General features: G+C 63.4%; 18 protein-coding genes and 1 riboswitch. Of the genes, 5 read left to right on the forward strand and 13 right to left on the reverse strand.

Translation table 11 applies throughout. The annotated features are described in order from the left end of the window. Positions 1–9 precede the first annotated feature (9 nt). Both SPH52_RS09615 and SPH52_RS09620 read right to left on the reverse strand, forming a co-directional pair. The gene (locus SPH52_RS09615; protein WP_411794798.1) at positions 10–1374 is read right to left on the reverse strand and encodes an HlyD family type I secretion periplasmic adaptor subunit; all 1365 of its coding nucleotides are present in this window, start codon (positions 1372–1374) and stop codon (positions 10–12) included. Further along, positions 1371–3122: a type I secretion system permease/ATPase gene (locus SPH52_RS09620; RefSeq protein ID WP_411794799.1), complete on the reverse strand. Its 1752-nt coding sequence runs from the start codon at positions 3120–3122 to the stop codon at positions 1371–1373. Before SPH52_RS09620 ends, SPH52_RS09615 begins: the two co-directional genes overlap by 4 nt. A gap of 267 nt (positions 3123–3389) precedes the next feature. Next, positions 3390–3471, forward strand: a riboswitch (cyclic di-GMP riboswitch). 114 nt (positions 3472–3585) lie between these two features. Here SPH52_RS09620 and SPH52_RS09625 point away from each other — a divergent pair. After that, on the forward strand, positions 3586–4866 hold the full coding sequence (locus SPH52_RS09625) for a calcium-binding protein (protein ID WP_411794800.1): 1281 nt from the start codon (positions 3586–3588) through the stop codon (positions 4864–4866). A 105-nt stretch (positions 4867–4971) separates the two neighbouring features. Here SPH52_RS09625 and glyA read toward each other — a convergent pair whose 3' ends face one another. The 4 genes from glyA to SPH52_RS09645 form a co-directional block, all read right to left on the reverse strand. Continuing rightward, on the reverse strand, positions 4972–6237 hold the full coding sequence (glyA, locus tag SPH52_RS09630; RefSeq protein ID WP_411794801.1) for a serine hydroxymethyltransferase: 1266 nt from the start codon (positions 6235–6237) through the stop codon (positions 4972–4974). 259 nt (positions 6238–6496) lie between these two features. Next, positions 6497–7912, reverse strand: a complete 1416-nt coding sequence (locus SPH52_RS09635; RefSeq protein ID WP_411794802.1) for a hypothetical protein — start codon at positions 7910–7912, stop codon at positions 6497–6499. 155 nt (positions 7913–8067) lie between these two features. Then, a complete protein-coding gene (locus SPH52_RS09640; protein WP_411794803.1) occupies positions 8068–10665 on the reverse strand; it encodes an ABC transporter permease in 2598 nt (865 codons plus the stop codon). Next, on the reverse strand, positions 10662–11411 hold the full coding sequence (locus tag SPH52_RS09645) for an ABC transporter ATP-binding protein (RefSeq protein WP_411794804.1): 750 nt from the start codon (positions 11409–11411) through the stop codon (positions 10662–10664). The genes SPH52_RS09640 and SPH52_RS09645 overlap by 4 nt, the downstream gene beginning before the upstream one ends. On the opposite strand from SPH52_RS09645, the gene SPH52_RS09650 reads away from it, so the two are divergent. Beyond that, a complete protein-coding gene (locus SPH52_RS09650; RefSeq protein WP_411794805.1) occupies positions 11410–12123 on the forward strand; it encodes an arylesterase in 714 nt (237 codons plus the stop codon). The two genes, SPH52_RS09645 and SPH52_RS09650, sit on opposite strands and share 2 nt — an antisense overlap. Here SPH52_RS09650 and SPH52_RS09655 read toward each other — a convergent pair. Together SPH52_RS09655 and SPH52_RS09660 are read right to left on the reverse strand one after the other, a co-directional pair. Continuing rightward, complete coding sequence (locus SPH52_RS09655) at positions 12114–13004, reverse strand: DMT family transporter (RefSeq protein ID WP_411794947.1); 891 nt, start codon at positions 13002–13004, stop codon at positions 12114–12116. The genes SPH52_RS09650 and SPH52_RS09655 overlap by 10 nt on opposite strands. Before the next feature lie 26 nt (positions 13005–13030). Continuing rightward, positions 13031–13300 carry a SelT/SelW/SelH family protein gene (locus SPH52_RS09660; protein ID WP_411794806.1) on the reverse strand — a complete coding sequence of 90 codons (270 nt, stop codon included), beginning with the start codon at positions 13298–13300 and terminating at the stop codon, positions 13031–13033. Positions 13301–13502: 202 nt separating this feature from the next. On the opposite strand from SPH52_RS09660, the gene SPH52_RS09665 reads away from it, so the two are divergent. The 3 genes from SPH52_RS09665 (at position 13503) to ettA (ending at position 16178) form a co-directional block, all read left to right on the forward strand. Further along, positions 13503–13937, forward strand: a complete 435-nt coding sequence (locus SPH52_RS09665; protein WP_411794807.1) for a PAS domain-containing protein — start codon at positions 13503–13505, stop codon at positions 13935–13937. Positions 13938–14125: 188 nt separating this feature from the next. Beyond that, positions 14126–14344: a PA3496 family putative envelope integrity protein gene (locus SPH52_RS09670; RefSeq protein ID WP_411794808.1), complete on the forward strand. Its 219-nt coding sequence runs from the start codon at positions 14126–14128 to the stop codon at positions 14342–14344. Positions 14345–14516: 172 nt separating this feature from the next. Next, positions 14517–16178 carry an energy-dependent translational throttle protein EttA gene (gene ettA, locus SPH52_RS09675; RefSeq protein ID WP_411794809.1) on the forward strand — a complete coding sequence of 554 codons (1662 nt, stop codon included), beginning with the start codon at positions 14517–14519 and terminating at the stop codon, positions 16176–16178. A gap of 96 nt (positions 16179–16274) precedes the next feature. Here the strand turns inward: ettA and SPH52_RS09680 are convergent, their stop codons facing one another. The 5 genes from SPH52_RS09680 to rpoS form a co-directional block, all read right to left on the reverse strand. Beyond that, positions 16275–16433, reverse strand: coding sequence for a DUF1328 domain-containing protein (locus SPH52_RS09680; RefSeq protein ID WP_159553797.1), 159 nt, complete (start codon positions 16431–16433; stop codon positions 16275–16277). Between the two features lie 159 nt (positions 16434–16592). Then, positions 16593–17507 carry an LpxL/LpxP family Kdo(2)-lipid IV(A) lauroyl/palmitoleoyl acyltransferase gene (lpxL, locus tag SPH52_RS09685; protein WP_411794810.1) on the reverse strand — a complete coding sequence of 305 codons (915 nt, stop codon included), beginning with the start codon at positions 17505–17507 and terminating at the stop codon, positions 16593–16595. A gap of 46 nt (positions 17508–17553) precedes the next feature. Further along, entirely contained in the window at positions 17554–18672 is a 1119-nt protein-coding gene (gene alr, locus SPH52_RS09690) for an alanine racemase (protein ID WP_411794811.1), read from the reverse strand. Between the two features lie 132 nt (positions 18673–18804). Beyond that, positions 18805–20271 (reverse strand): TolC family outer membrane protein, encoded by a 1467-nt coding sequence (locus tag SPH52_RS09695; protein WP_411794812.1) that lies wholly within the window; start codon positions 20269–20271, stop codon positions 18805–18807. A 114-nt stretch (positions 20272–20385) separates the two neighbouring features. After that, the gene (gene rpoS, locus SPH52_RS09700) at positions 20386–21372 is read right to left on the reverse strand and encodes an RNA polymerase sigma factor RpoS (RefSeq protein WP_411794813.1); all 987 of its coding nucleotides are present in this window, start codon (positions 21370–21372) and stop codon (positions 20386–20388) included. Positions 21373–21457: the final 85 nt, after the last annotated feature.

Raw genomic sequence — 21457 nt, forward strand, 5'->3', positions numbered from 1 at the left:
TAGGCGCTTTCACTCCTCGCGCACTGCCCTGGCAAACATATCGGTGAGCGGCTTGAGCAGATAGCTGGCGAAGGTGCGTTCGCCGGTGCGAATCATGACCTCAGCCGGCATGCCCGCCAGCAATTGCATGTGGCCGTCCATCGCCTGGCGCCCGCTGTCGGATACCCTCAGTCGCACGCGATAGAAGCGGGCTCCGGTCGCCTCGTCGAGTTGACTATCTGCGCTGATGTAGACGATTTCGGCCAGGATCGAGTGGGTGAGGCGCTGATTGAAGGCGGAAAATCGGATTTCCGCCGCCTGGCCTGGATATAGCCGATCGACGTCGCGTCCAGGCACGCGCGCCTCGATAAGGAATCCATCCCCTGCCGGCACCAGGTCGAGCAGAGAGTCCCCGGGGCGAACCACATCGCCGACCGAGTGTACCCGGCGCTCCACTACGGTTCCGTCAACTGGTGCCATGATGATGGTGCGAAGCACCTGATCCGACAGCGAGACAATGCGCTCCTCGGCCTCCGCCACACGAGCCTGAACGTCGCGCAGCTGCTCGCCGACTTCCTTGTGGAACTCCTGCATGCGTATCTCACGCTGCATGCGGTTTTCGCTCAGCTGCGAGCCAAGCCGCCCGATCTCGGCACGTCGGCCAGCCACCTCGCTCTCGAGTTGCAGCAGGTCACGCTCGACTTCTCGCAGCCGCAGATTATTGACGAGCCCCCTGGCAAAGAGCCCGCGCAGGTCGTTCTCCTCAGCGCGAAACGAGGCCAGGTGGCGTTCGCCCAGGCGGACCGTCTCCTCCAATCCCTCGAGCTGGCGGCGTAGCTGCACCAGTTGTTCGTCCAGAGCCTCCAGGGTGCTGCGATGAGATTGGCGTCGGGCGACGAACAATGCCTGCTGCAGGGCCAGCACCTCCTGGACCCTTGGCAGGTCGCTTGCCGTCAACTCTTCGGGGAACACCAGAATCTCACTGCCCCGCTGCTCGGCCAGCAGACGCAATTCCGTCGCCCGCTGAATGAGATACTGCGAACGCATAATCTGCAGCTGGCTGCGGGCCTGGGTATCATCGATCACGATCAGGGGTTGACCAGCCATCACCGCATCGCCGTCCTCCACCAGAATCTCACGCACCATCCCTCCCTCGAGGTGCTGAACCGTACGTCGGAAAGTTTCCGCCGCCACATGACCCGGCGCCACCACCGACACGGAGAGTTCCGCGGTAAAGGCCCAGCCGGCAAATCCCCCCAGCCCCAACAGCAACACCAGCAAGCCGAGACGATGATAGCGGCGCTCGTCGAGGGGAACGTGCGGTGGTGCCAGCTCGATCGTCGAACCACGAGCCCTCGCACCGCTGCGCTCGTGCAGGTCGTGCCCGATGTTCATTGTCGTCTCTCCACGGGCATCCTTGCCGACGTCGCTACGCTTGCGTGTGGCTCTGCAGAGGTGACGGGTACCGGCTTGACGGCCAGGCTCGCCATCACCTCTTCACGTGGGCCGCATAGCTGCATCTCGCCATCGCGTAACAGCAGCAGCCGGTCCATCCCCTTCAGCACGCTGATTCGGTGGCTGACGACGCACAGCGTGACGCCCTCTTGCTTGAGCGTCGACATTGCGGCCGCCAGGGCTTGCTCACCACGGTCGTCGAGGTTGGCGTTCGGCTCGTCCAGTACCACCAGGACGGGGTCGCCATAGAGGGCGCGCGCCAGGGCCAGGCGCTGTCGCTGCCCACCGGAAAGGCCGCTGCCGGAGGTGATCACGGTGTCGTAGCCATCGCCAAGGGTCAGGATCATCTCGTGCACGCCTGCCTTGCGCGCCGCGCTTACCACCCGGGATGAATCGACCTCTCCAAAGCGGGCGATGTTCTCGGCGACGGTGCCGTCGAACAGCTCGATGTCCTGAGGCAGATAGCCGATGTACGGTCCCAGCGCTTCACGCTTCCAGCAGGCGATGTCGGCGCCATCGAGGCGCACCTTGCCGGCCACGACCGGCCAGATCCCCAGCATGACCCGAGCCAGGGAGGATTTTCCGGCGGCGCTCGGCCCGATGATGCCAAGGTGTTCGCCGGGGGCCAGTTCGAATTGGATGTTGCGCAGGACCGCTACCCGCCCTCCCGGCACGGCCGCGGTCACGTTCTCGAGGCGCAGTTGGCCTCTTGGGCTCGGCAACGGCATTCGCTCAGGTTCCAGCGGCGCCTTGAGCAACAGCTCCGCGAGACGGCGATAGGCGCCACGGGCGGAGACGAAGCCCTTCCAGGTACCGATCATGCGATCGATGGGCGCCAGCGCCCGTCCCATGACAATGGAGCCTGCGATCATCATTCCCGGCGTCAGTTCCGCCCTCAACACCAGCCAGGCTCCAAGCCCCAGGATCAGCGACTGGGCCAGCAAGCGCAGCACGCGCGCGGTACTCGCCAGCGCCTCGCCGCGGTCACCGGCAAGCGACTGTCCAGCCAGGTAGCGCTGATGACGCTGCGACCAGCGCGTCAGCATTCCGGGCAACATGCCCATGGCATGCAGCGCCTCGGCGTTGCGCAGGTTGGCATCGACCAGCTCATTCGCTCCGATCTGCTCGGCGGCGGCTTCGCTCAGCAGCGGCTGGGTAATCTTTTCGCCGACAGCGGTCAGTATCAGCAGTAACAGGCCGGCCAGCGTAGCGAACAATCCCAGCCAGGGATGAAAGAGAAACAGCACTGCCAGATAGACCGGCACCCAAGGAGCATCGAAGAAGACCAGCAGCCCATTGCCGGAGAAAAATTGCCGCAGGGTGGCCAGGTCGGTGAGCGGTTGGGCCGACTGCCGGCTACCCGTGAGCAGGCTGCGTCGGAACATGGCCTGATAGAGCCTGCCGCTGAGGCGAAGATCGAGGCGGTTGCCGACACGCACCAGTATGCGATAGCGCACCAGCTCGAGCAGCCCCATGACGACGAACAGAAAGACCACCACCAGAGTGAGCATCAACAAGGTCTCGACGCTCATGGTGGCAAGTACGCGGTCGTAGACCTGCAGCATGTAGATGGCCGGTACCAGCATCAGCAGATTGACGAAGAGACTGAAGAGACCCACCAAGACAAAGGAAGCCCGGCTGGCATGCAGCGCATGCTGAAGCTCCGAGACTTCCCCTTTCCTGCCCATCGAGGGTCACCTGCGAGATTGAGGTTGGCGTGAAAAGCCCTTACGAAAAGATACAAGCCGTTTCGTTCACGGTAGCACGCGATGGATCAAAGAGACTCCGAGCTGTAGAAAAATGATCGACAGGAGTGATTCTCTTCATACCCGAAGAAGACCGGCGCCCACTGCCGCACAACAAAACAGTTGCACAAATTTACTTTTGGGTAACAATTTGTATTGAGCCGGTCGCCCGCAGGAAGCTTACTTCTCTACAGGCGCTGCGCTTAGCGCCATCAGTACCGCCAAACCTGCAGCAATGCAGGGACGGAAAGCCACGGGTCTCGCTTCCCAGCGAGATAGCCGGGTTGCCTGAACAGAGCGCCTTGACAAGAACGAAGGAAAACACAAGGCGGCGAAACAGGCAGCAAGCCCAGCCCGGGCAATGCCTGTTCCTCCTAGAACGAATCAGGCATCGAGGGTTAACCCAATGACATCCTTCTCTGAGTTTCTCGGCAATACCACCTTGGATAGCCAGAATGTCTTTTCCAAGGAGTACTCGGCGTGGCTTAACAGCGTCGTGCTAACGGACACCGGCGTCACCTCCTGGCTACAGGCGCAACTCGATGGCGACATGCTCGATGCCTTCCTGCGGGGGGATTTCAAGGTCGAGATCAACCAGAACAGCAGCGATGGTGCACCTTACCTGACCTTCGGAGATAGCGGCAGCTTCGCGCTGGCAGATCTTTTTCCGGGTGAGAAGGCTTCCTTCGAGTGGAGCAAGGGAAAGGCCGTGCAGGAACGCTGGTTCTTCGATAGCTACTCCGTTCCTGGCGGTGAGGGCGAAAATCAGGCCCCGACCGATATTCGCCTCGATATCGACCCGACGTTCGCTGACAGCCTCAAGGGATCGAACCCCCAGAACTCGACCGCGACAGGTGCCACCATCGGCACGCTGACCGCGATCGATACCGATGCGGGAGATACCCATACCTTCTCTATCATCGATGAACAGAGTCGCTTCGAAATCGTGGATGGCAATGTCCTGAAACTGAAAGATGGGCAAGACATTCAGGAAGGCGACGGCACATTCACCATGACCATCGAGGTGATCGATAGCGCTGGCAACACCTACTACGAGACGTTCACCTTCAAGGCCGGTGCAACCGGCAGCCCAGCGCCTGGTGACCAGCTTCTGGGAACCGAGGCATCCGGCGACGGCACATTGGAAAACCCCGCCGTTGGGGATGACATCCTCTTCGGTTTCAGGGGACAGGACACGCTTAATGGTGATGCCACCTCCGTTTTCGGTTCCAGCGGGGATGACGTCCTGTTCGGCGGCCACGGCAACGACATCCTGTACGGCGGAGCAGGCAACGACCAGCTCTTCGGCGGCAACGGCGATGACCTCCTCGTGGGTGGTCAGGGAGACGATACCCTCTGGGGCGGTGCGGGGGCCGACACCTTCAAGTGGATGCTGGGCGATCAGGGCAGCGTAAGCGCTCCTGCCGTCGACAGGATCATGGACTTCAGCAAGACGGAAGGTGACAAGATCGACCTCAAGGACCTGCTTGGTGGCGATGCAGAGCTGCTCTTCACCGCAGGAGACGGCAAGGCCGAACTGCATATCGAAACCCAGGGCAACGGCGTCGACCAGAAGATCATTTTCGACAACGCCTCCCTTGCCGACCTGCAATTGGCCTTCGATGCCTCCGATGCGGTCGATCTGGTGGCCAAGATGGTCGGTAGCGGCAACCTGATCATCGAGTAACCCAACGACCCCGCGTCTTCAGTCAGGCCCGCAGTCAAGCTGCTCCAACGAAACACCCCGCGCCGTGTGACACGGCGCGGGGTGTTGGGCAACTCTCGCACGCGATCAGCGATAGACAGGGAAGCTCGCGCAGACGGCTTCGACCTTGCCCTTCACCTCCGACTCGACACCAGCGCTGTCTTCGCCCCTGGCCATGGTATCGAGAATGTCGCAGATCCAGCCAGCCAGCTCGCGACACTCACCTTCGCCAAAGCCACGAGTGGTCACCGCCGGGGTGCCGATACGCAGGCCGGAAGTGACGAACGGGCTCTGCGGGTCACCGGGCACGGCGTTCTTGTTGACGGTGATGTGGGCGCGCCCCAGGGCGGCGTCCGCGTCCTTGCCGGTCAGGCCCTGCTTGATCAGTGAGAGCAGGAACAGGTGATCCTCGGTACCGCCGGAGACCACGTCATAGCCGCGCTCGATGAAGACACCGGCCATGGTCTGGGCGTTCTTGACCACCTGCTGCTGATAGGCCTTGAAGCCGGGCTCCATGGCTTCCTTGAAGCACACTGCCTTGGCGGCGATGACGTGCTCGAGGGGGCCACCCTGCCCACCTGGGAAGACGGCGGACTGCAGCTTCTTCTCGATCTCTTCGTTGCCTTCGGCGGAGAGGATCAGGCCACCGCGCGGGCCGCGCAGGGTCTTGTGCGTAGTGGTGGTCACCACGTGAGCATGGGGCAGCGGAGTCGGGTAGACCCCGGCGGCCACCAGGCCGGCCACGTGGGCCATGTCGACCAGCAGGTAGGCGCCGACTTCATCGGCGATCTCGCGGAACCTGGCCCAGTCGATGATCTGGGAATAGGCGGAGAAGCCGGCAATGATCATCTTCGGCTGATGCTCACGAGCCAGGCGGGCCACTTCCTCGTAGTCGATGCGACCGGTGTCGTCGATGCCGTACTGTACGGCATTGTAGTGCTTGCCGGAGAAATTCGGTTTGGCGCCGTGGGTCAGGTGCCCGCCCGCGTCGAGGCTCATGCCCAGTACGGTGTCGCCCGGCTTGACCAGCGCCTGAAACACGGCACTGTTGGCCTGGGAACCGGAGTGTGGCTGGACGTTGGCGTAGCTGGCATCGAACAGCTGCTTGGCGTAGTCGATGGCCAGCTGCTCGACGATGTCGACGTACTCGCAGCCGCCGTAATAGCGCTTGCCGGGATAGCCTTCCGCGTACTTGTTGGTCAGCTGGCTACCCTGGGCTTCGAGCACGCGGGGGCTGGCATAGTTCTCGGAGGCGATCAGCTCGATGTGAGCTTCCTGGCGAGCGACCTCTTTTTGCATCGCATCGAACAGGGCGTCATCGAAACCGGCAATCGTCATGTCACGGCTGAACATCGGCGGGAAACCTCATCGCGGGAAGAATCAGGATGCGCCATGATACCCCAGCCCATGCCGGCTTTCACATGAAAGGCCGTCATGGGACAGCGCAGAAATTCTCATGTTGGGTTTAGTGAGGGACGCTAGACAAATCGACGAGCGAGATGAAGCGCAAGGCGCACGGAGCACAAGAACCGGAACATATGGGGTATATGTGAGGATTCTGAGCACCGCGCAACGCAGCGATTCCCTCGCGCAGGCATTTGTAAGTGTTTCCTTAGCGGGTCTCGACTTTTAGATTGAGCTTACTCGGCAACCCCAGCGGATCACTCGTATAACTGGACATGGTGCTTTGCGACGGCAGGGTCATGCGAACTTCCAGTTGCTCGGCGGCCCCCTCCAGCAGCTCCACCAGCCCCAGCAGAACCGCTTGAGCTTCCGGACCGAACATCATGCCGAAGCCTTGGGCCTGTGTGCGGGCTTGCTCGATGTACTGCGACTCGGTGATACCTTCCATGGCCGCACCCAAGGTGGCCAGGCGGGCAAAGAGGCCCTGGTCGGTCAGGCTCAGGCGCAGGTCGCCGCCCAACAGGGTCGCGCTTTCCAGCCACTGCATGTCGGCGAAGGCATCGGCCGGTATCACCCCCGTCGGCAGCAGCACCGGCAGGTTGATGTCGAAGGCCAGGCGCAGGGCATCGTGCATGTCGATCTGGCTGTCACTGACGAGTACGCTGTGCTCGCCCTTCTCCTTCCAGCTGCCCAGGAAGGCAGCGTCGAGCCGCAGCTCGCCGCTGCCATTGGTCAAGACGTTGCTGACCATGCGCAACTGGGTGCGCTCGTCCTCGGGTGCGAGCTCGATCATACGCGCCAGGTCGACATGCAGCCCCTCGAGGCGCACCCCGCCCTTGCCGTCTTCAAAATCGCCATCGATATCGAGCAAGGCCAGGCTGCCCGTCAGTTCACTCGCTTCCACGACGAAATCGCTCATTACCAGCGAAGCCAGCTTCTCCTCGCCTTCGGTATCGATTCCCGTCAGCCCCTCGAGGCGCAGCGAGGCCAGGGTGAAGGAGCCCGACCCGAACTCGTCCAGCTCCTCTGCCACTCCGGCCACACCGGTCAGCTCGAGCATGCCGATGGCCGCATGGGACAGCGACTCGCCGCGAATCTTATCGATGGTCATGCGCCCCTGGCCCGACTGCAACGGTGTATCGAAGAGAAGTTCTTCGGCAAGCTCCGAGGCCATCTCGAATACCAGGCCATCGATGGCAAGACTGCCGAGGCGCACCTCCTTGGGGTCCAGCTCCGTATGCAGCGGGAACACCGCACGTGAGGGCTCGCCCAGAACGATGCGCTCCGCGCTCATCATGGTCAGCTCGGTGAGGCTGTCCTCGATACGAATGCCTTCCAGCATCACCTCGTCGGGAGCGTCATAGTCGCCGCTGACGATATAGCGCTCGATCAGCAGACGCTCGCCCTCCTGCGCTTCGAAGACGATATCTTCGGCGGTGACGCGCGAGCGCAGCATGGCACTCGAGACCTTGCCCAGCGAGAGGCTGCCGCCTTCACCGAACAGGGCACGCAGGTCGGCTTCGAGCCGCTCGGGGCTGGCGGTTGCGACACCGCAGGCACCCATGAGCGCAACGAAGGCAAGGATCTGGCTCAGGCGAATAGCCTGGGGACGATGGGCAAACATCGACATCACCTCCTGTGGAAACCTCAGTTAAGAAGGTGGCGATGTCAGCCAGCGCCACGATTACACAGTGTAACCGTAATGGCGCTGCGCTGCGGCTTCGTAGGTCACGCTGGCCAATGGCCGTTCAACGCAATGGCCAGCGCCTTGCCTGCGCCTCAGGCTTCGCCAAGCAGCCCCAGGCTGGCCGCCGGTGCCTGCTTGCGCAGCCCGCGCGACAGGGCATGACCGATTGCCCCGATCAGCAACGCACCGCCGATCGGCAGTACCAGCCACAGCCAAAGATGGAAGCGTGGTGCCAGGTCGAGCCAGGCCACGTAGATACCGGCGGCAGCCAGTTCCGCCAACAGTGCACCCATCAGCCCGCTGGCCAACCCCAGGATGGCGAACTCGGCCCCCTGTACACGGGAGATGAGACGCCCCCCCGCACCGAAGACACGCAGCAGGCCGCTTTCATGCGCCCGGGCCGGGCGGCTCGCGGTCAAGGCCGCGTAAAGCACGCTCACCCCGGCCAGCAGCACGAAGCCCAGCACCAGCTCTATCGCCCGGGTCACCTGAGTGACCACGTCGCGCACCTGGGCCAGGATCGCATCGATATTGAGCAGCGAGACACCGGGAAAGCTCTGCACCAGGTGGCGCAGCGTCTCGCCCTGGCCGGCCTCGAGATGGAAGGCGGTAATGAAGCTGTGGCCGAAGCGCTCCAGCACCCCGGGCGGGAAGATGACGAAGAAGTTGGGCCGGAAGCTGTCCCAGTCGAGGTTGCGCAGACTTGCCACCTCACCGACGATCTCCTCGCCGCCGATGGTGAAGGAAACCCTGTCACCGAGCCCCAGTCCCAGACGTTCGGCCAGGCCATCCTCCAGCGAGATCGGCACCGCGGTATCGTGGGGCTCGGCATCCACGGCGTCGAACCAGCCTGCCCGTGTATTCTCCTGTTGGTCGAACCATTGGCCGGCCACCAGGCGATTCCCTTCAGGCAGGTCGGCCTGCCAGGTGAGATTGAGCTCGCGGCGCAGCGAGCCGTCGCCGCGCGACTCCGCCGGCACCGCCTCACGCGCTGGCTCTCCGTTGATGGCAGTTAGGCGACCGCGCACCATCGGATACAGGGCCGTGCGGTCGTCGGCATTGGCCTCGAGGGCCTCGATGAATGCCTCGCGCTCGCCGGGCTGAATATTGATGGCGAAGTAATTGGGCGTATCCTCGGGAAGCTGAGCCTGCCAGGTCGCCAGCAGATCCCCACGCACCAAGGCTATCATCGCCATGGCGAAGAAGGTCACTGCAAAGGCAAGCAACTGACCCAGGCTGGCACTACGCCGCCGGGCCAGTTGGCGCCCACCCAGGCGCACGGCCTGAGACAGCTCCCCTTGTCCCCCACCGCCCTGGGGCAGACGGGCGGCAAGGCGCAGCACCAGGCCGAGCAACAGCGACCCCAGCCCCCACAGCGCCACCAGCATGACGAGCCCGCCGACCAGCAGCGACGCCGCCAGTCCGAAATCGCCGGAGTAGAGCCACAGCAGGCCACCGAAAACCAGGCTGGCGACCAGCACGACCAGCCAGGCCGAAGCCGGTAGCGGGTCGAGTTCGCGGCGCAGCACCTTGAGTGCGCTGACACGCTTGAGCCGCAGCAGCGTGGGGCCGGCGAAGCCGACCAGCACCGCCAAGGCCGTCAGTACGCCAAGCCAAAGCGGCAGCCAACCCGGGGGCGGCAGGGTGAGCGGCAGGAATACCGTCAGCAGGGCCAACAGTGCAGCCTGACCGGCAAGGCCCAGCAGCGCCCCAAGGATCGACGCCGCCAGTGCCAGCCACAGCAGTTGCAGTGCGAAGAGCCAGGTCAGGTCACGCTGGGTGGCACCGAAGCAGCGCAGCAGCGCTGCGGTATCGAGGTGACGCTCGACGTAGCGCCGCGTTGCCATGGCCACCGCTACCCCAGCCAGCAGTACGGCTGCAAGCCCCGCCAGGCTGAGATACTTCTCGGCGCGCTCCAGGGCATTGCCGAGCCCTGGGCGGTCGCGCCTGACGTCACGCACGTCGACCCCATCGCGGCGCAGCCGCTCGATCAACGGACCCAACTGCTCCAGCGCCTGTGGCGGACCGGCAGCAAGCAGCTCGAACTCCACCCGCGCCCCCGGCTGTACCAGGTTGGTGACGCCGAGGTCATCGGTATGCATCATCAGACGCGGATTGAAATTGCCGAAACCACCGGACTGGTCCGGCTCCCGCTCGACCAGTCCGGTCACCGTCAACTCACCTTCGCCGACCTGGATGCGGTCGCCCAGTTCTGCTTCGAGCAGCAGCGCCAGACGAGGTGCCAGCCAGGCTTCGCCGGGTGCCGGTCCATGAGCCACGGTTTCGATGCCCTCACCGCGATCGACATGAACCTGGCCATAATGGGGGTAGACGCTGTCGACGGCCTTGAGGCTCGCCGGCTGAAAGGCATCACCGAAGCTGACCATGGTCACCATGTCGACCTGATCGCTCAGCGTCATGCCGGCCTCTTCCAAGGTGGTGCGCAGCTCCTCGCTGAAGGGGCGGCCCTGCTCGAGCACCAGGTCGCCGCCGAGCAATTGCCCCGCTTGGCGGGTCAGGCCCCGGTCAAGGCGATCGAGGAAGAAACCGATCATGGTCGAGGCCGCCACCGCCAGTGCCAGGGCGACGAACAGCGCGCGGACGTCGCTGGCACGCAGATCGCGCAACAGCCCACGCCCCGAGAGGCGCAGCAGGTTGCGGCCAGACGCCTGGGTCGACGACCGACTCATGCTCCTACCTCGTCGCGCACGAGCTCGACCAGTTGACCTTCCTCCAGGCGCAGGCAGCGGTCGCAGCGCGCGGCCAGGGCATGGTCATGGGTCACCAGCACCAGGGTGGTGCCGGCTTCACGATTGAGCTGGAACAGCATGTCGATGATGCGCCCCCCGGTGGCCTGGTCCAGGTTGCCGGTGGGCTCGTCGGCGAAAACCAGCTCGGCACCGGTAACGAAGGCCCGCGCCAGTGCCACTCGCTGCTGCTCCCCTCCGGAAAGCTGCTTCGGCAGGTGATCGAGACGCTCGCCAAGACCGACTCTGGTCAGCCAGTCTCGGGCTCGGGCATCGGCGCCGGGAAGCGGTGAGAGCTCTAGGGGCAGGAGGACATTCTCCAGCGCCGTCAGGGTCGGTAGCAGTTGAAAATTCTGGAACACGAACCCGACCCGACCGGCCCGCAATCGGGCGCGCCCATCCTCGTCGAGCTTGGCAAGCGACTCGCCGAACAATGAGAGCTCGCCTCCGCTTGGTTCATCCAGCCCGGCGAGCAGGCCCAGCAGGGTCGACTTGCCCGCCCCACTCTGCCCCAGGATCGCCACGCTCTCCCCAGGGAACACTTCCAGTGTCAAACCACTCAGAATGGTGAGCCGCCGCTCGCCACTCACGACCTGCTTGCTCAGTTGGCGAGCATGTAGAATCGGTTTGGCATCTCGCCCGGAGGCAGAGGCAAGCGAAACAGCATCTCGAGTCAAGGAGTCGGTCATGGTGGTAGATTTCCCCATTGGTTTGGTAAGCGCGTATCGTGCCCGGCTGGTCCGCTGGCATTTCCGTTCCATTGGCCTTGCTGCGGGCCTTGTGATTGCCTTTACCTTGGCGGCGGCACCGGCCCAGGCATCTGACCGGCCGGTGCTGCTGGTCATGGGCGACAGCCTGAGTACCGCCTATGGCCTCGAGCAGGAGACGGGTTGGGTCAACCTGCTGGCAGAGCGGCTGGATGGCAACGCACGAGTCGTCAATGCCAGCATCAGCGGTGAGACGAGCGGCGGCGGCGCCAGTCGGCTCCCCGAGCTTATCGGACAGCACGACCCGGACATCGTTCTGCTCGAACTGGGCGGCAACGACGGCCTGCGCGGTCTACCGCCGAGCCAGTTGGAGGCCAACCTGGCCGCCATGATCGAGGCCAGTCAGGCCGCAGGCGCCGAGGTGCTGCTACTCGGCATCGACATACCGCCCAACTACGGACAGGCCTACCGCCGCGCTTTCACCGCCGTCTACACTCGCCTGGCAGACACCTACGATACGCCGCTGGTCCCCTTCCTGCTCGAAGGCGTGGCGCTCGAGGATGGCATGATGCAGGACGATGGCATCCACCCTACCACCGATGCCCAGCCGATCATCCTCGACAACGTCTGGCCGGAGCTCGCCCCGCTGCTGGAAAACAATGGCGTGGAGCTGGCCGAGCGCGCTCACGACTGAGCCGTTGCGCCCGGGCACTTCTGCCACTGCTGAAGCCCGAGCCCACCGAGGATCAGCACCAGGCCGACTAGAGTGGAAGCCAGGATCGGCTCGCCCACCACCAGATAGAGCAGCAGCAGCGACACCGGTGGCGACAGGAAGATCAGGTTGGAGACCCGGGCAGTGCGCGATACCCGGTGCACGGCCAGCTGCCACAGCACGAAGGCGATGCCCATCTCGAACAGGCCGACGTAGACCCCGGCCCCCAATGCCGCCCAGCCGTGCCAGGCAAAGCCCGGGCCAAACAGCATCAGCAGCGTGAGTACCGGCAGGCCGACGCTGAAATTCTGCCACTGCGCCACCAGCGGCGGGCGCCGGTCGCGTACGTTGAGCAGCCAGTAGAGCGCCCACAGCAGCGTCGAAGCCAGCGCCAGCCCCACGCCCAGCGGGTCGGCAAAGGCTACGTCGAAGACCTGGCCACGCGTCGCAATGACCCATACGCCCGAATAGGCGACCAAGCCCGCCAGCACGTCGATGCGTGTGAGACGCTGGCCGAGGATGGGCACAGCGAGGAAAGCCATGGCCAGCGCCCAGGTATAGTTGAGCGCCATGGCCTCCTGCCCGGGCAGGCGGTCGTAGGCGCCGAACAGCACCAGGTAGTAGGCCACCGGGTTCATCAAGCCTGCCCAGGCGGCGGTGCGCCAACCACGCCGCAATGCCTCGCCGAGCAGCCCCTGGCGAACCACCAGCGCGCCCATCAGCAGCCACGACACCAGCGATGCCAGCCACATCAGCTCCAGCGGCGACATGTAGGTCAACGCTACCTTGAAGGCGGTGGCCACGGTGGACCACAGCGCCACCGCTCCCAGGCCGAACAGGATCGCCTGGCGGTCCTGACCCAGCGCGCCAGCGTCCGTTGCCTCAGCCCTCATCGGTCGATGTGCCCCAGATCGCGCCCGGGTGCGAGGCGGTCACGCACCCGTTGCTTGAGCTGTTTACTGTCGGGAAAACCACCGTCACGCTTGCGCTCCCATATCGACTCGTCGTCGTAGAAGATCTCGAAATAGCCCCCGTGGGAGGGCACCAGCGCGACTTCCTCCAGCTCCTCGCCGAAGGTGGAGAGCAGCTCCTGGGCCAGCCAGGCACTGCGCAGCAACCACTGGCATTGGGTGCAGTAATGAATGCGGATACGTGACATGCAAGGTCCCTGTCGCAACGATGAAAACCAAGATGATAGCAGCCGAGGAGCCGGAACGATCGAATGCAGGAGGCAGGAGGCAGGAGGCAGGAGGCGAAGAGGGACTGGCGCCCCGATGTTCGTTGTCAACGTGGCGCAGGCTGGCCATGATGTAGCATAGTGACATTGCGTTACCGCCACGTCTCAGCCAGGAATGCTTCGAATGAAACGCGCCCCTTTGATCAGCCCGGAACTGCTCGAGCGCATCGTCGATGCCTCGGAGGACGGTATCGTGGTCGCCGAACAGGAAGGTGACGAGAACATTCTCATCTACGTCAACCAGGGCTTCGAGCGACTCACCGGTTACACCACGGACGAGATCCTTTATCAAGACTGCCGCTTCCTGCAGGGCGATGATCGCGACCAGCCAGCGCTCGACAATATTCGCAAGGCCCTGGGCGAGGGGCGCCCGTGTCGTGAAATCCTGCGCAACTATCGCAAGGACGGCACCCTGTTCTGGAATGAACTGTCGATCACCCCTGTTTTCGATGCCGATGACAACCTGACCTATTACATTGGCGTGCAGAAGGACGTCACGGAACGCGTCGAAGCCCAGATGGAGCTGGAACGGCTCAAGGCGGAATACGGCCTGTCCTGACCTGACAGGCCCGGTACTGCAAAAAAATTTTCTCAAGGGCTTGCTCTTGTCTCCTCCCGGATATATATAGCCGTCAGGTACCAGCTATTGGTGCCGATGGCGCTTCAGGTCCGTCGCTTCGGACGCGAAGCGAATTTGCGACACGTCGATCGCAGAGCGGTCGACACCGGGCCATGGGAGGATTTCGCATGAGCCATGAACCCCTTGTCAACGACGCTCACGATGACGAGCAGGACTTCCTCGAAGCGGTGAACGACGACGAGTACGTCCGCCCCCGCGCCTCCAGCCGCGCCGACACCCTGCGTGCTCGACGCCGCGTCGAGGCCTTGCTGGAAGAGCGACGCCTGCAGCGCGCCATCGAAGACGATTGGATGCTGCTAGGCGAAGAAGAGGAAGAAGAGGAATAAGCCCCCATCCCCCTCGACACGAGGCATCCGCGGATGCCTCGTCAAACACGCCAACCGCTGAACCGCATCATGAAGCGTAGCGCGAGGCGTCCAAGCACTGCAGCGCTGGCCTTTGCCCGGCACGCCCACTATCATCGGGACCACTGAAACCCCTCAACCCCAGTGGAATTCCATGGCGCAATACGTCTTCACCATGAATCGGGTGGGCAAGGTCGTTCCGCCCAAAAAGCAGATCCTCAAGGACATCTCTCTGTCCTTCTTCCCGGGTGCCAAGATCGGCGTGCTGGGCCTCAACGGCGCCGGCAAGTCGACGCTGCTGCGCATCATGGCCGGGGTCGACAAGGAGCACGAGGGCGAAGCGCGCCCCATGCCCGGCATCAACATCGGCTACCTGCCACAGGAACCGCAGCTCGACGACGAGAAGAACGTGCGCGAGACCGTGGAAGAAGCCTTGGGCGAGATCAAGGAGGCACAGACCAAACTCGATGCCGTCTATGCCGCCTACGCCGAGCCGGATGCCGACTTCGATGCCCTGGCCGCCGAGCAGGCGCGCTTGGAGAACATCATCGAAGCCGCCGACGCTCACAACCTGGAGCGCAAGCTGGAGGTCGCCGCCGAGGCACTGCGCCTGCCATCGTGGGACGCCCGGGTCGGCAACCTCTCCGGAGGGGAGCGCCGCCGCGTGGCGCTGTGCCGCCTGCTGCTCTCCAGTCCCGACATGCTGCTGCTCGACGAGCCCACCAACCACCTGGATGCAGAATCCGTGGCCTGGCTCGAGCGCTTCCTGCACGACTACCCAGGCACCGTGGTGGCGATCACTCACGACCGCTACTTCCTCGACAACGTGGCCGGCTGGATCCTCGAACTCGACCGTGGCTACGGTATTCCCTTCGAGGGCAACTACTCGCAGTGGCTGGAATCGAAGGAGAAGCGCCTGGAGCAGGAGGCCAAGCAGGAGGCCTCGCGCCAGAAAGCGATCAAGCACGAGCTGGAGTGGGTGCGCAGCAACGCCAAGGGCCGCCAGGCCAAGAGCAAGGCACGCCTCAATCGCTTCGAGGAGATGCAGTCCGGCGACTTCCAGAAGCGCAACGAGACCAATGAGATCTATATCCCGCCCGGCCCGCGCCTGGGCGACAAGGTCATCGAGTTCCACGGCGTGTCCAAGCGCTTCGAGGACAAGCTGCTCTACGAAGACCTCTCCTTTACCGTGCCCAAGGGCGCTATCGTCGGTATCGTCGGCGGCAACGGCGCCGGCAAGTCGACCCTATTCAAGCTGATCACCGGCAAGGAGCAGCCCGACAGCGGCGAGGTGGTGGTCGGCGAAACCGTCGACATTGCCTATGTCGAGCAGCTTCGCGACGCGCTGGACGACAAGCAGACGGTGTGGGAAGCGGTGTCCGATGGCCAGGACATTCTCAATATCAACGGCTACGAGGTCTCGTCGCGCGCCTACGTCGGCCGTTTCAACTTCAAGGGCAACGACCAGCAGAAATTCCTCAAGGATCTTTCCGGCGGCGAGCGCGGTCGGCTGCAGCTGGCCCAGACCCTGAAGCAGGGCGCCAACGTACTGCTGCTCGACGAACCGTCGAACGATCTGGACATCGAGACCCTGCGCGCGCTGGAAGAGGCCCTGCTCGCCTTCCCCGGCTGCGCCCTTGTGATCTCACACGACCGCTGGTTCCTCGATCGCATCGCCACCCACGTCCTCGCCTTCGAGGGTGATTCGCAGGTGGTGTTCTTCGAGGGCAACTACACCGACTACGAGGCGGATCATCGCAAGCGGGTCGGCAACGATACGCCACATCGCATGAAGTACAAGCGTATCGACGCCTGAAAAAGCGAGGCCTCGCATCCGCGAGGCCTCGTTCTCTCCAGCTCGTTGCATGCTGACGGCGCTGGCGTCGAACTCATCGCCTAGTCAGTGTCCTCGTCATGGTCGTCGCCCAGTGATCAACGAGACGATGAATAGCACGATAAACAGGAAGAACAGTATTTGGGCGATGGTAGTGGCCGCACCCGCGATACCGGTGAAGCCAAGCACCCCCGCGATAATGGCGATAATCAGGAATAGCATTGCGTTGCCGAGCATAACAGACCTCCTTGACTGTCTTGGCACCATCCCAGGCGCAGTTACCCAACTAGGTGTCTTTCAGACTTGCGTGAACTGACCGAACCGTCAAGTTACCGCAGGTTACCCCTTGTATCCTCCGGCCCCTCGCGACAACATTTCTCGCTACTATTGCAACCGTCAGTAGAGGCCCGGCTCGCCTTCCGGCCGCGTCTTGAAGCGTCGATGCAGCCACATGTACTGCTCCGGATGCTTGCCTATCGCCTGCTCGATGAAGGTGTTGATCCGCGTTGCGTCACGAACCTCATCGCCGCTGGGAAAGTCCTCGAGAGCTGGGTGGCACTCGATGGTGTAGGTCCTGTCGTCGGGGTTGCGGTGGAACATCAGCGGCACTACCGGCGCTCCGGTCATGCGCGCGATCTTGGCGGTCAGGCGAATCGTTGCCGCCTCGATGCCGAACAGAGGGGCAAAGACGCTGACGTCGCGACCGAAGTCCTGATCCGGTGAGTACCAGACCATATGCCCCTCCTTGAGCCGGCGCACCACGCCGCGCAGGTCGTGACGATCGATCGCCTCGCCGAAGATGCGGCTGCGCGCCTTGGTCATGAAGCGATCGAACAGCGGGTTGTTGTGCGGCCGATAGACCACGTCGGCAGGAAAGTAGAGCGAGTGCAACGCCCCACCCAGGTCCAGGGTTGAAAAGTGGATACCGACGATCAGCACACCCTTGCCTCTGGCACGGGCCTGCTCCATATGGTGCCGCCCTTTGAACGTCACCCGATGACGAAGGTGCTCGGGATCCCGGCACCAACCGGTAGCGGTCTCGAGAATACCGATGCCGTTGGCCTTGAAGGTGTCGCGCACCAGCCTGTTGCGCTGGTTCTCGTCGAGCTGCGGAAAGCAGAGCCGCAGGTTGGTATCAACGATGTGGCGTCGACGAGGTACCGCCAACCAGGCCAGCAGCCCCAGCCCACGACCGATCGCCAACCTCAGCCGCCACGGCAGCCATGCGCCGACCCGCATGCAACCGATGGCCAGCCAGGCCGGCCAGAAGCGTGGGTGGGCGAAGGAAGCGGGCCAGTTGCGCTTGGACATGCAGGTTTCCGTTCAGCTCGAGTTCAGGGGCGAAGGTCGCCGAGGCTTAGCCGTGCCGTAAATAGCGTCTGGGCACTCGCGGCAGGACCCCGGTCAGTAGCGTATAGCTGATGGTATCGCAGTGGCGCGCCACCTCGTCGACCGAAAGTACCGCACCGTGACGGGATCTGCCCCACAGTACCACCTCGCTGCCGATTACGGCCTCGGGGATGTCGGTAATATCCACCGTAAGCATATCCATCGAGACCTTGCCGGCGAGTACCGCGCGCTGCCCGCCCACCAGCACCGGCGTACCGTCGACGGCATGCCGATCATAGCCGTCGCCATAGCCGCAGGCCACCACCCCGATGCGCGACGGCCGCGGCGCCCGCCAGCGGCCGGCATAGCCCACCGGCTCGCCGACGGCCAGGTCGCGTACGGCAATGATCTCGGAACGCAGCGTCATCACCGGCTCGAGCCGACGGCTGGCCTCGCTGGACCGCTCCAGCGGATCGCTGCCATACAGCATCACACCAGGGCGCACCCAGCTGCCATGAGCCTGGGGCCAGGCCAGGGTCGCCGGTGAATTGGCCAGGCATAGCGCTGCGCCAAGACGATTAGCCAATGCTTGCATGCATTCGAGCTGCCTGTCGAAATAGGCGGAGTCAATCGCATCGGCAGTCGCGAAGTGGCTCATCAGCAGCAAACCGGTGGCACACGATGGCTCAGCTGCCAGGCGCTGCCAGATCGCCGGCACCTGCTCGGGCGGGAAACCCAGCCGATGCATGCCGGAATCGACCTTGAGCCACACCGGGATCGGCCGGGCCGGCCGGTAAGATAGCAGGGCTTCGACTTGCCATTCGCTGTGCACCGCCATCCATAGGCCCAATGCCTCGACGCGGCTCAGTTCCTCCGCCTCGAAGATGCCCTCGAGCAGCACGATGGGCGTTTCGATGCCCCCCTCGCGCAAGGCTTCGGCCTCTTCCAGGCAAGCAACAGCGAAGGCCGGCGGGCGTTGGCCGGCCGGCAGCGACGCTAGAGCGCCGGCACAGGCCACCGCACCATGGCCATAGGCATCGGCCTTGATCACGGCCAAGGCACGGCTGTTACTGGCCAGTTCATGAGCCAGCAAATAATTGTGACGCAGGGCGTCAAGGTCGATATCGGCAACCAGCGGCCTGGCCATGGCGATCTCCAAGGAGCACAAAATGGTGCAAAATTATCTTTTATCTTTGCGACCATTTCACGAAGAAAACCACCGATTTCGCGGTGGCTTTCCATACTTTACGCCATAATTAGCGACAAATTCAGTAATCCATCAGGTAGGCGCCCGGGGACGCTCGCCGATGTTCATGACGGGATTGTCATTGGCCTCGTCGGGCAACTCCAGCGATACGCGCTCTTCATCGGAGAGCCAGGCATTGACGGCCTGAATCGAGTCCGGCCCGAGTAGTCCAGCCTGCTGCTGCAACTGCAGCAGGCCGAGGACATAGTTATAGCGCGCCTCGGCATGCTCGGCGATGGCGTTGAACAGGTTCTGCTCGGCGTTGAGGACATCGACGATATTGCGCGTGCCCACTTCATAGCCCGAGCGCGTGGCTTCCAGCGCGCTCTGGTTGGAAACGATCGCCTGTCGCCGCGCTTCGACCGTCTCCACGTCGTTGTTCACCCGAGTGAACAGCGAGCGCACCTGCTGGATGGTGTCACGCCGCTGCGCTTCGAAGTCATATTGACTGGCCTCGAGCAGGAAGCCGCTCTGGCGAATCTGTGCCTGGGTCGAACCACCGGTGTAGAGCGGCAGGCTGGCACGTAGACCAACCTGGCTCTCCGACTGGTGGTTGGTCCCGCTGCGGTCAGTATCCGACCAGCCATAGTTGGCGAAGGCCGACACCACCGGCCGCTGCCCGGCCCTGGCTACGTCCACGCTGCTGCGCGCCACCTCGATGCCGGCCTCGGCCATCAGCACCATGGGACTGTTGGCCATGGCCAGCTCTACCCACTCTTCACGGTCAGCCGGCTCGGGGCGAGCAATGGGCACATCCTCGTCAAGCGCATCGATGCTGTCGTAGCGGTGCCCGGTCAGCCGTTCCAGCGCCTCGAAGCTGACCTGCATGGCCCCTTCCGCGGCGAGGCGCTGGGCCCGGGACAGATCGTACGAAGCCTGCGCCTCGTGGACGTCGGTAATCGCGATCAGCCCCACCTCGAAGCGCTCCCGGGCCTGCTCCAGCTGGCGACTGATGGCGGTCTCCTGGGCGCGCCGCGCGCTCAGGATGTCGTGCGCACGAAGGATCTCGAAGTAGGCATTGGCCACGTTGTAGAGCAACTGCTGGGCGGCTGCGTCGACCCCCAGCGCATCCCGGTCGATCTCGCGCTCAGCCCGCGCGAGCTGGGCACGGCGAGACGGGTCGTAGAGCGCCTGCTCGGCGTCGAGGCTCAGGCCGACACTGTTGACCGTATCGTCCTGGTCGATCAATCCGGCCAGCTCCTCCTCTCCTCCAGCGCCGCCCTGCCCCAGCCCCGAGCCTACGGCACTCGAGTAGGTACGCGAATGCGCCATATTGCCACCCACGGAAATTTGCGGCAGCAGCGTACCGCGCTGCACGTCCCTCGCGGCCTCGGTGGCCTGGAAGCTGGCTTGGGTGGAAGAGAGTTCGGCATCGTTGGCCAGCGCATCCTGGGCGATGGTCCAGAGATCGGCGGCCTGGGCATGACCTATCATGAAGCAGCCCAGGAAAGCGACTACTCCGCGGCGTGGAAAGCGCCGTGCGAAAGGTGGGCGAAGCATGTGTTCTTATCCCCTTTTCATCCCTGCATGATGAGGAGGCTAATGATATCCTATCAGCATGCAGAAAATATGCAGCCGACCTTGTGGTCGGCTGCTTTTTTCCAGACGCAGTGACTACTCGTTGAAGATATTGTCCATCGAGAGGCCCTGCTTCTCGAGTACCCGGCGCAACTTCTTTAGCGCCTCCACCTGAATCTGGCGCACCCGCTCACGGGTCAGGCCGATCTCGTCGCCCACCTCTTCAAGGGTGGCGGCCTCATGCCCGCGCAGCCCGAAGCGGCGCACGACCACTTCCATCTGCTTCTCGGTCAACTCCGCCAGCCACTCGTCGACATGCTGCTTGACATCGACATCGACCAGCGATGACTCGGGGCCCTGCTCATTGTCGTCTGCCAGCGTCTCGATCAGCGGTTTGTCGCTGTCGCCGCCCATCGGATAGTCCACCGAGGAGACACGCTCATTGAGCCCCATCATCTTCTTTACCGCCTCGACCGGCTTGTCGAGATAGTCGGCGATCTCTTCCGGGGTGGCCTCGTGATCCAGCTTCTGTGTCAGCTCGCGCGCCGCCCGAAGATAGATGTTGAGTTCCTTGACGACGTGAATCGGCAGGCGGATGGTGCGGGTCTGATTCATCAACGCCCGCTCGATGGTCTGGCGGATCCACCAGGTGGCATAGGTGGAAAAGCGGAAGCCGCGCTCGGGGTCGAACTTCTCGACGGCCCGGATAAGGCCGAGGTTGCCCTCCTCGATGAGGTCGAGCAGCGTCAGCCCCCGGTTGAGATAACGCCGGGCGATCTTGACCACCAGGCGCAGGTTGGATTCGATCATTCTCGCCCGGCCCGCTGGGTCACCCTTCTGGGCCAGGCGGCCATAGTGGACCTCCTCCTCTGGGGTCAGCAGAGGAGAGAAGCCGATCTCGTTGAGATAGATCTGGGTGGCGTCGAGGCTATGGTGGTAGTGCTTGTCTTCGCGACTCAGCGCCTTTTCGAAGGCAGCGTCATCATCGCTGGCCGAATTGTCCGAATCCGCCTCGAGGTCCTGGTCCGCCTCGGTGACATCATCGAGATCCACATCCTGAAGGTCCCGTTCAAGTATGCTCATCGGTTGCTACCCCGTGGTTTCGTCCTGAAATGCCTGTTGCTCTGGCATGGCTTGTAGCACGCAGAGTTCTATTTGTTATGACTCC

It is taken from the genome of Halomonas sp. A29 (genome assembly GCF_046723295.1).
Classification (GTDB): Bacteria; Pseudomonadota; Gammaproteobacteria; order Pseudomonadales; family Halomonadaceae; genus Halomonas.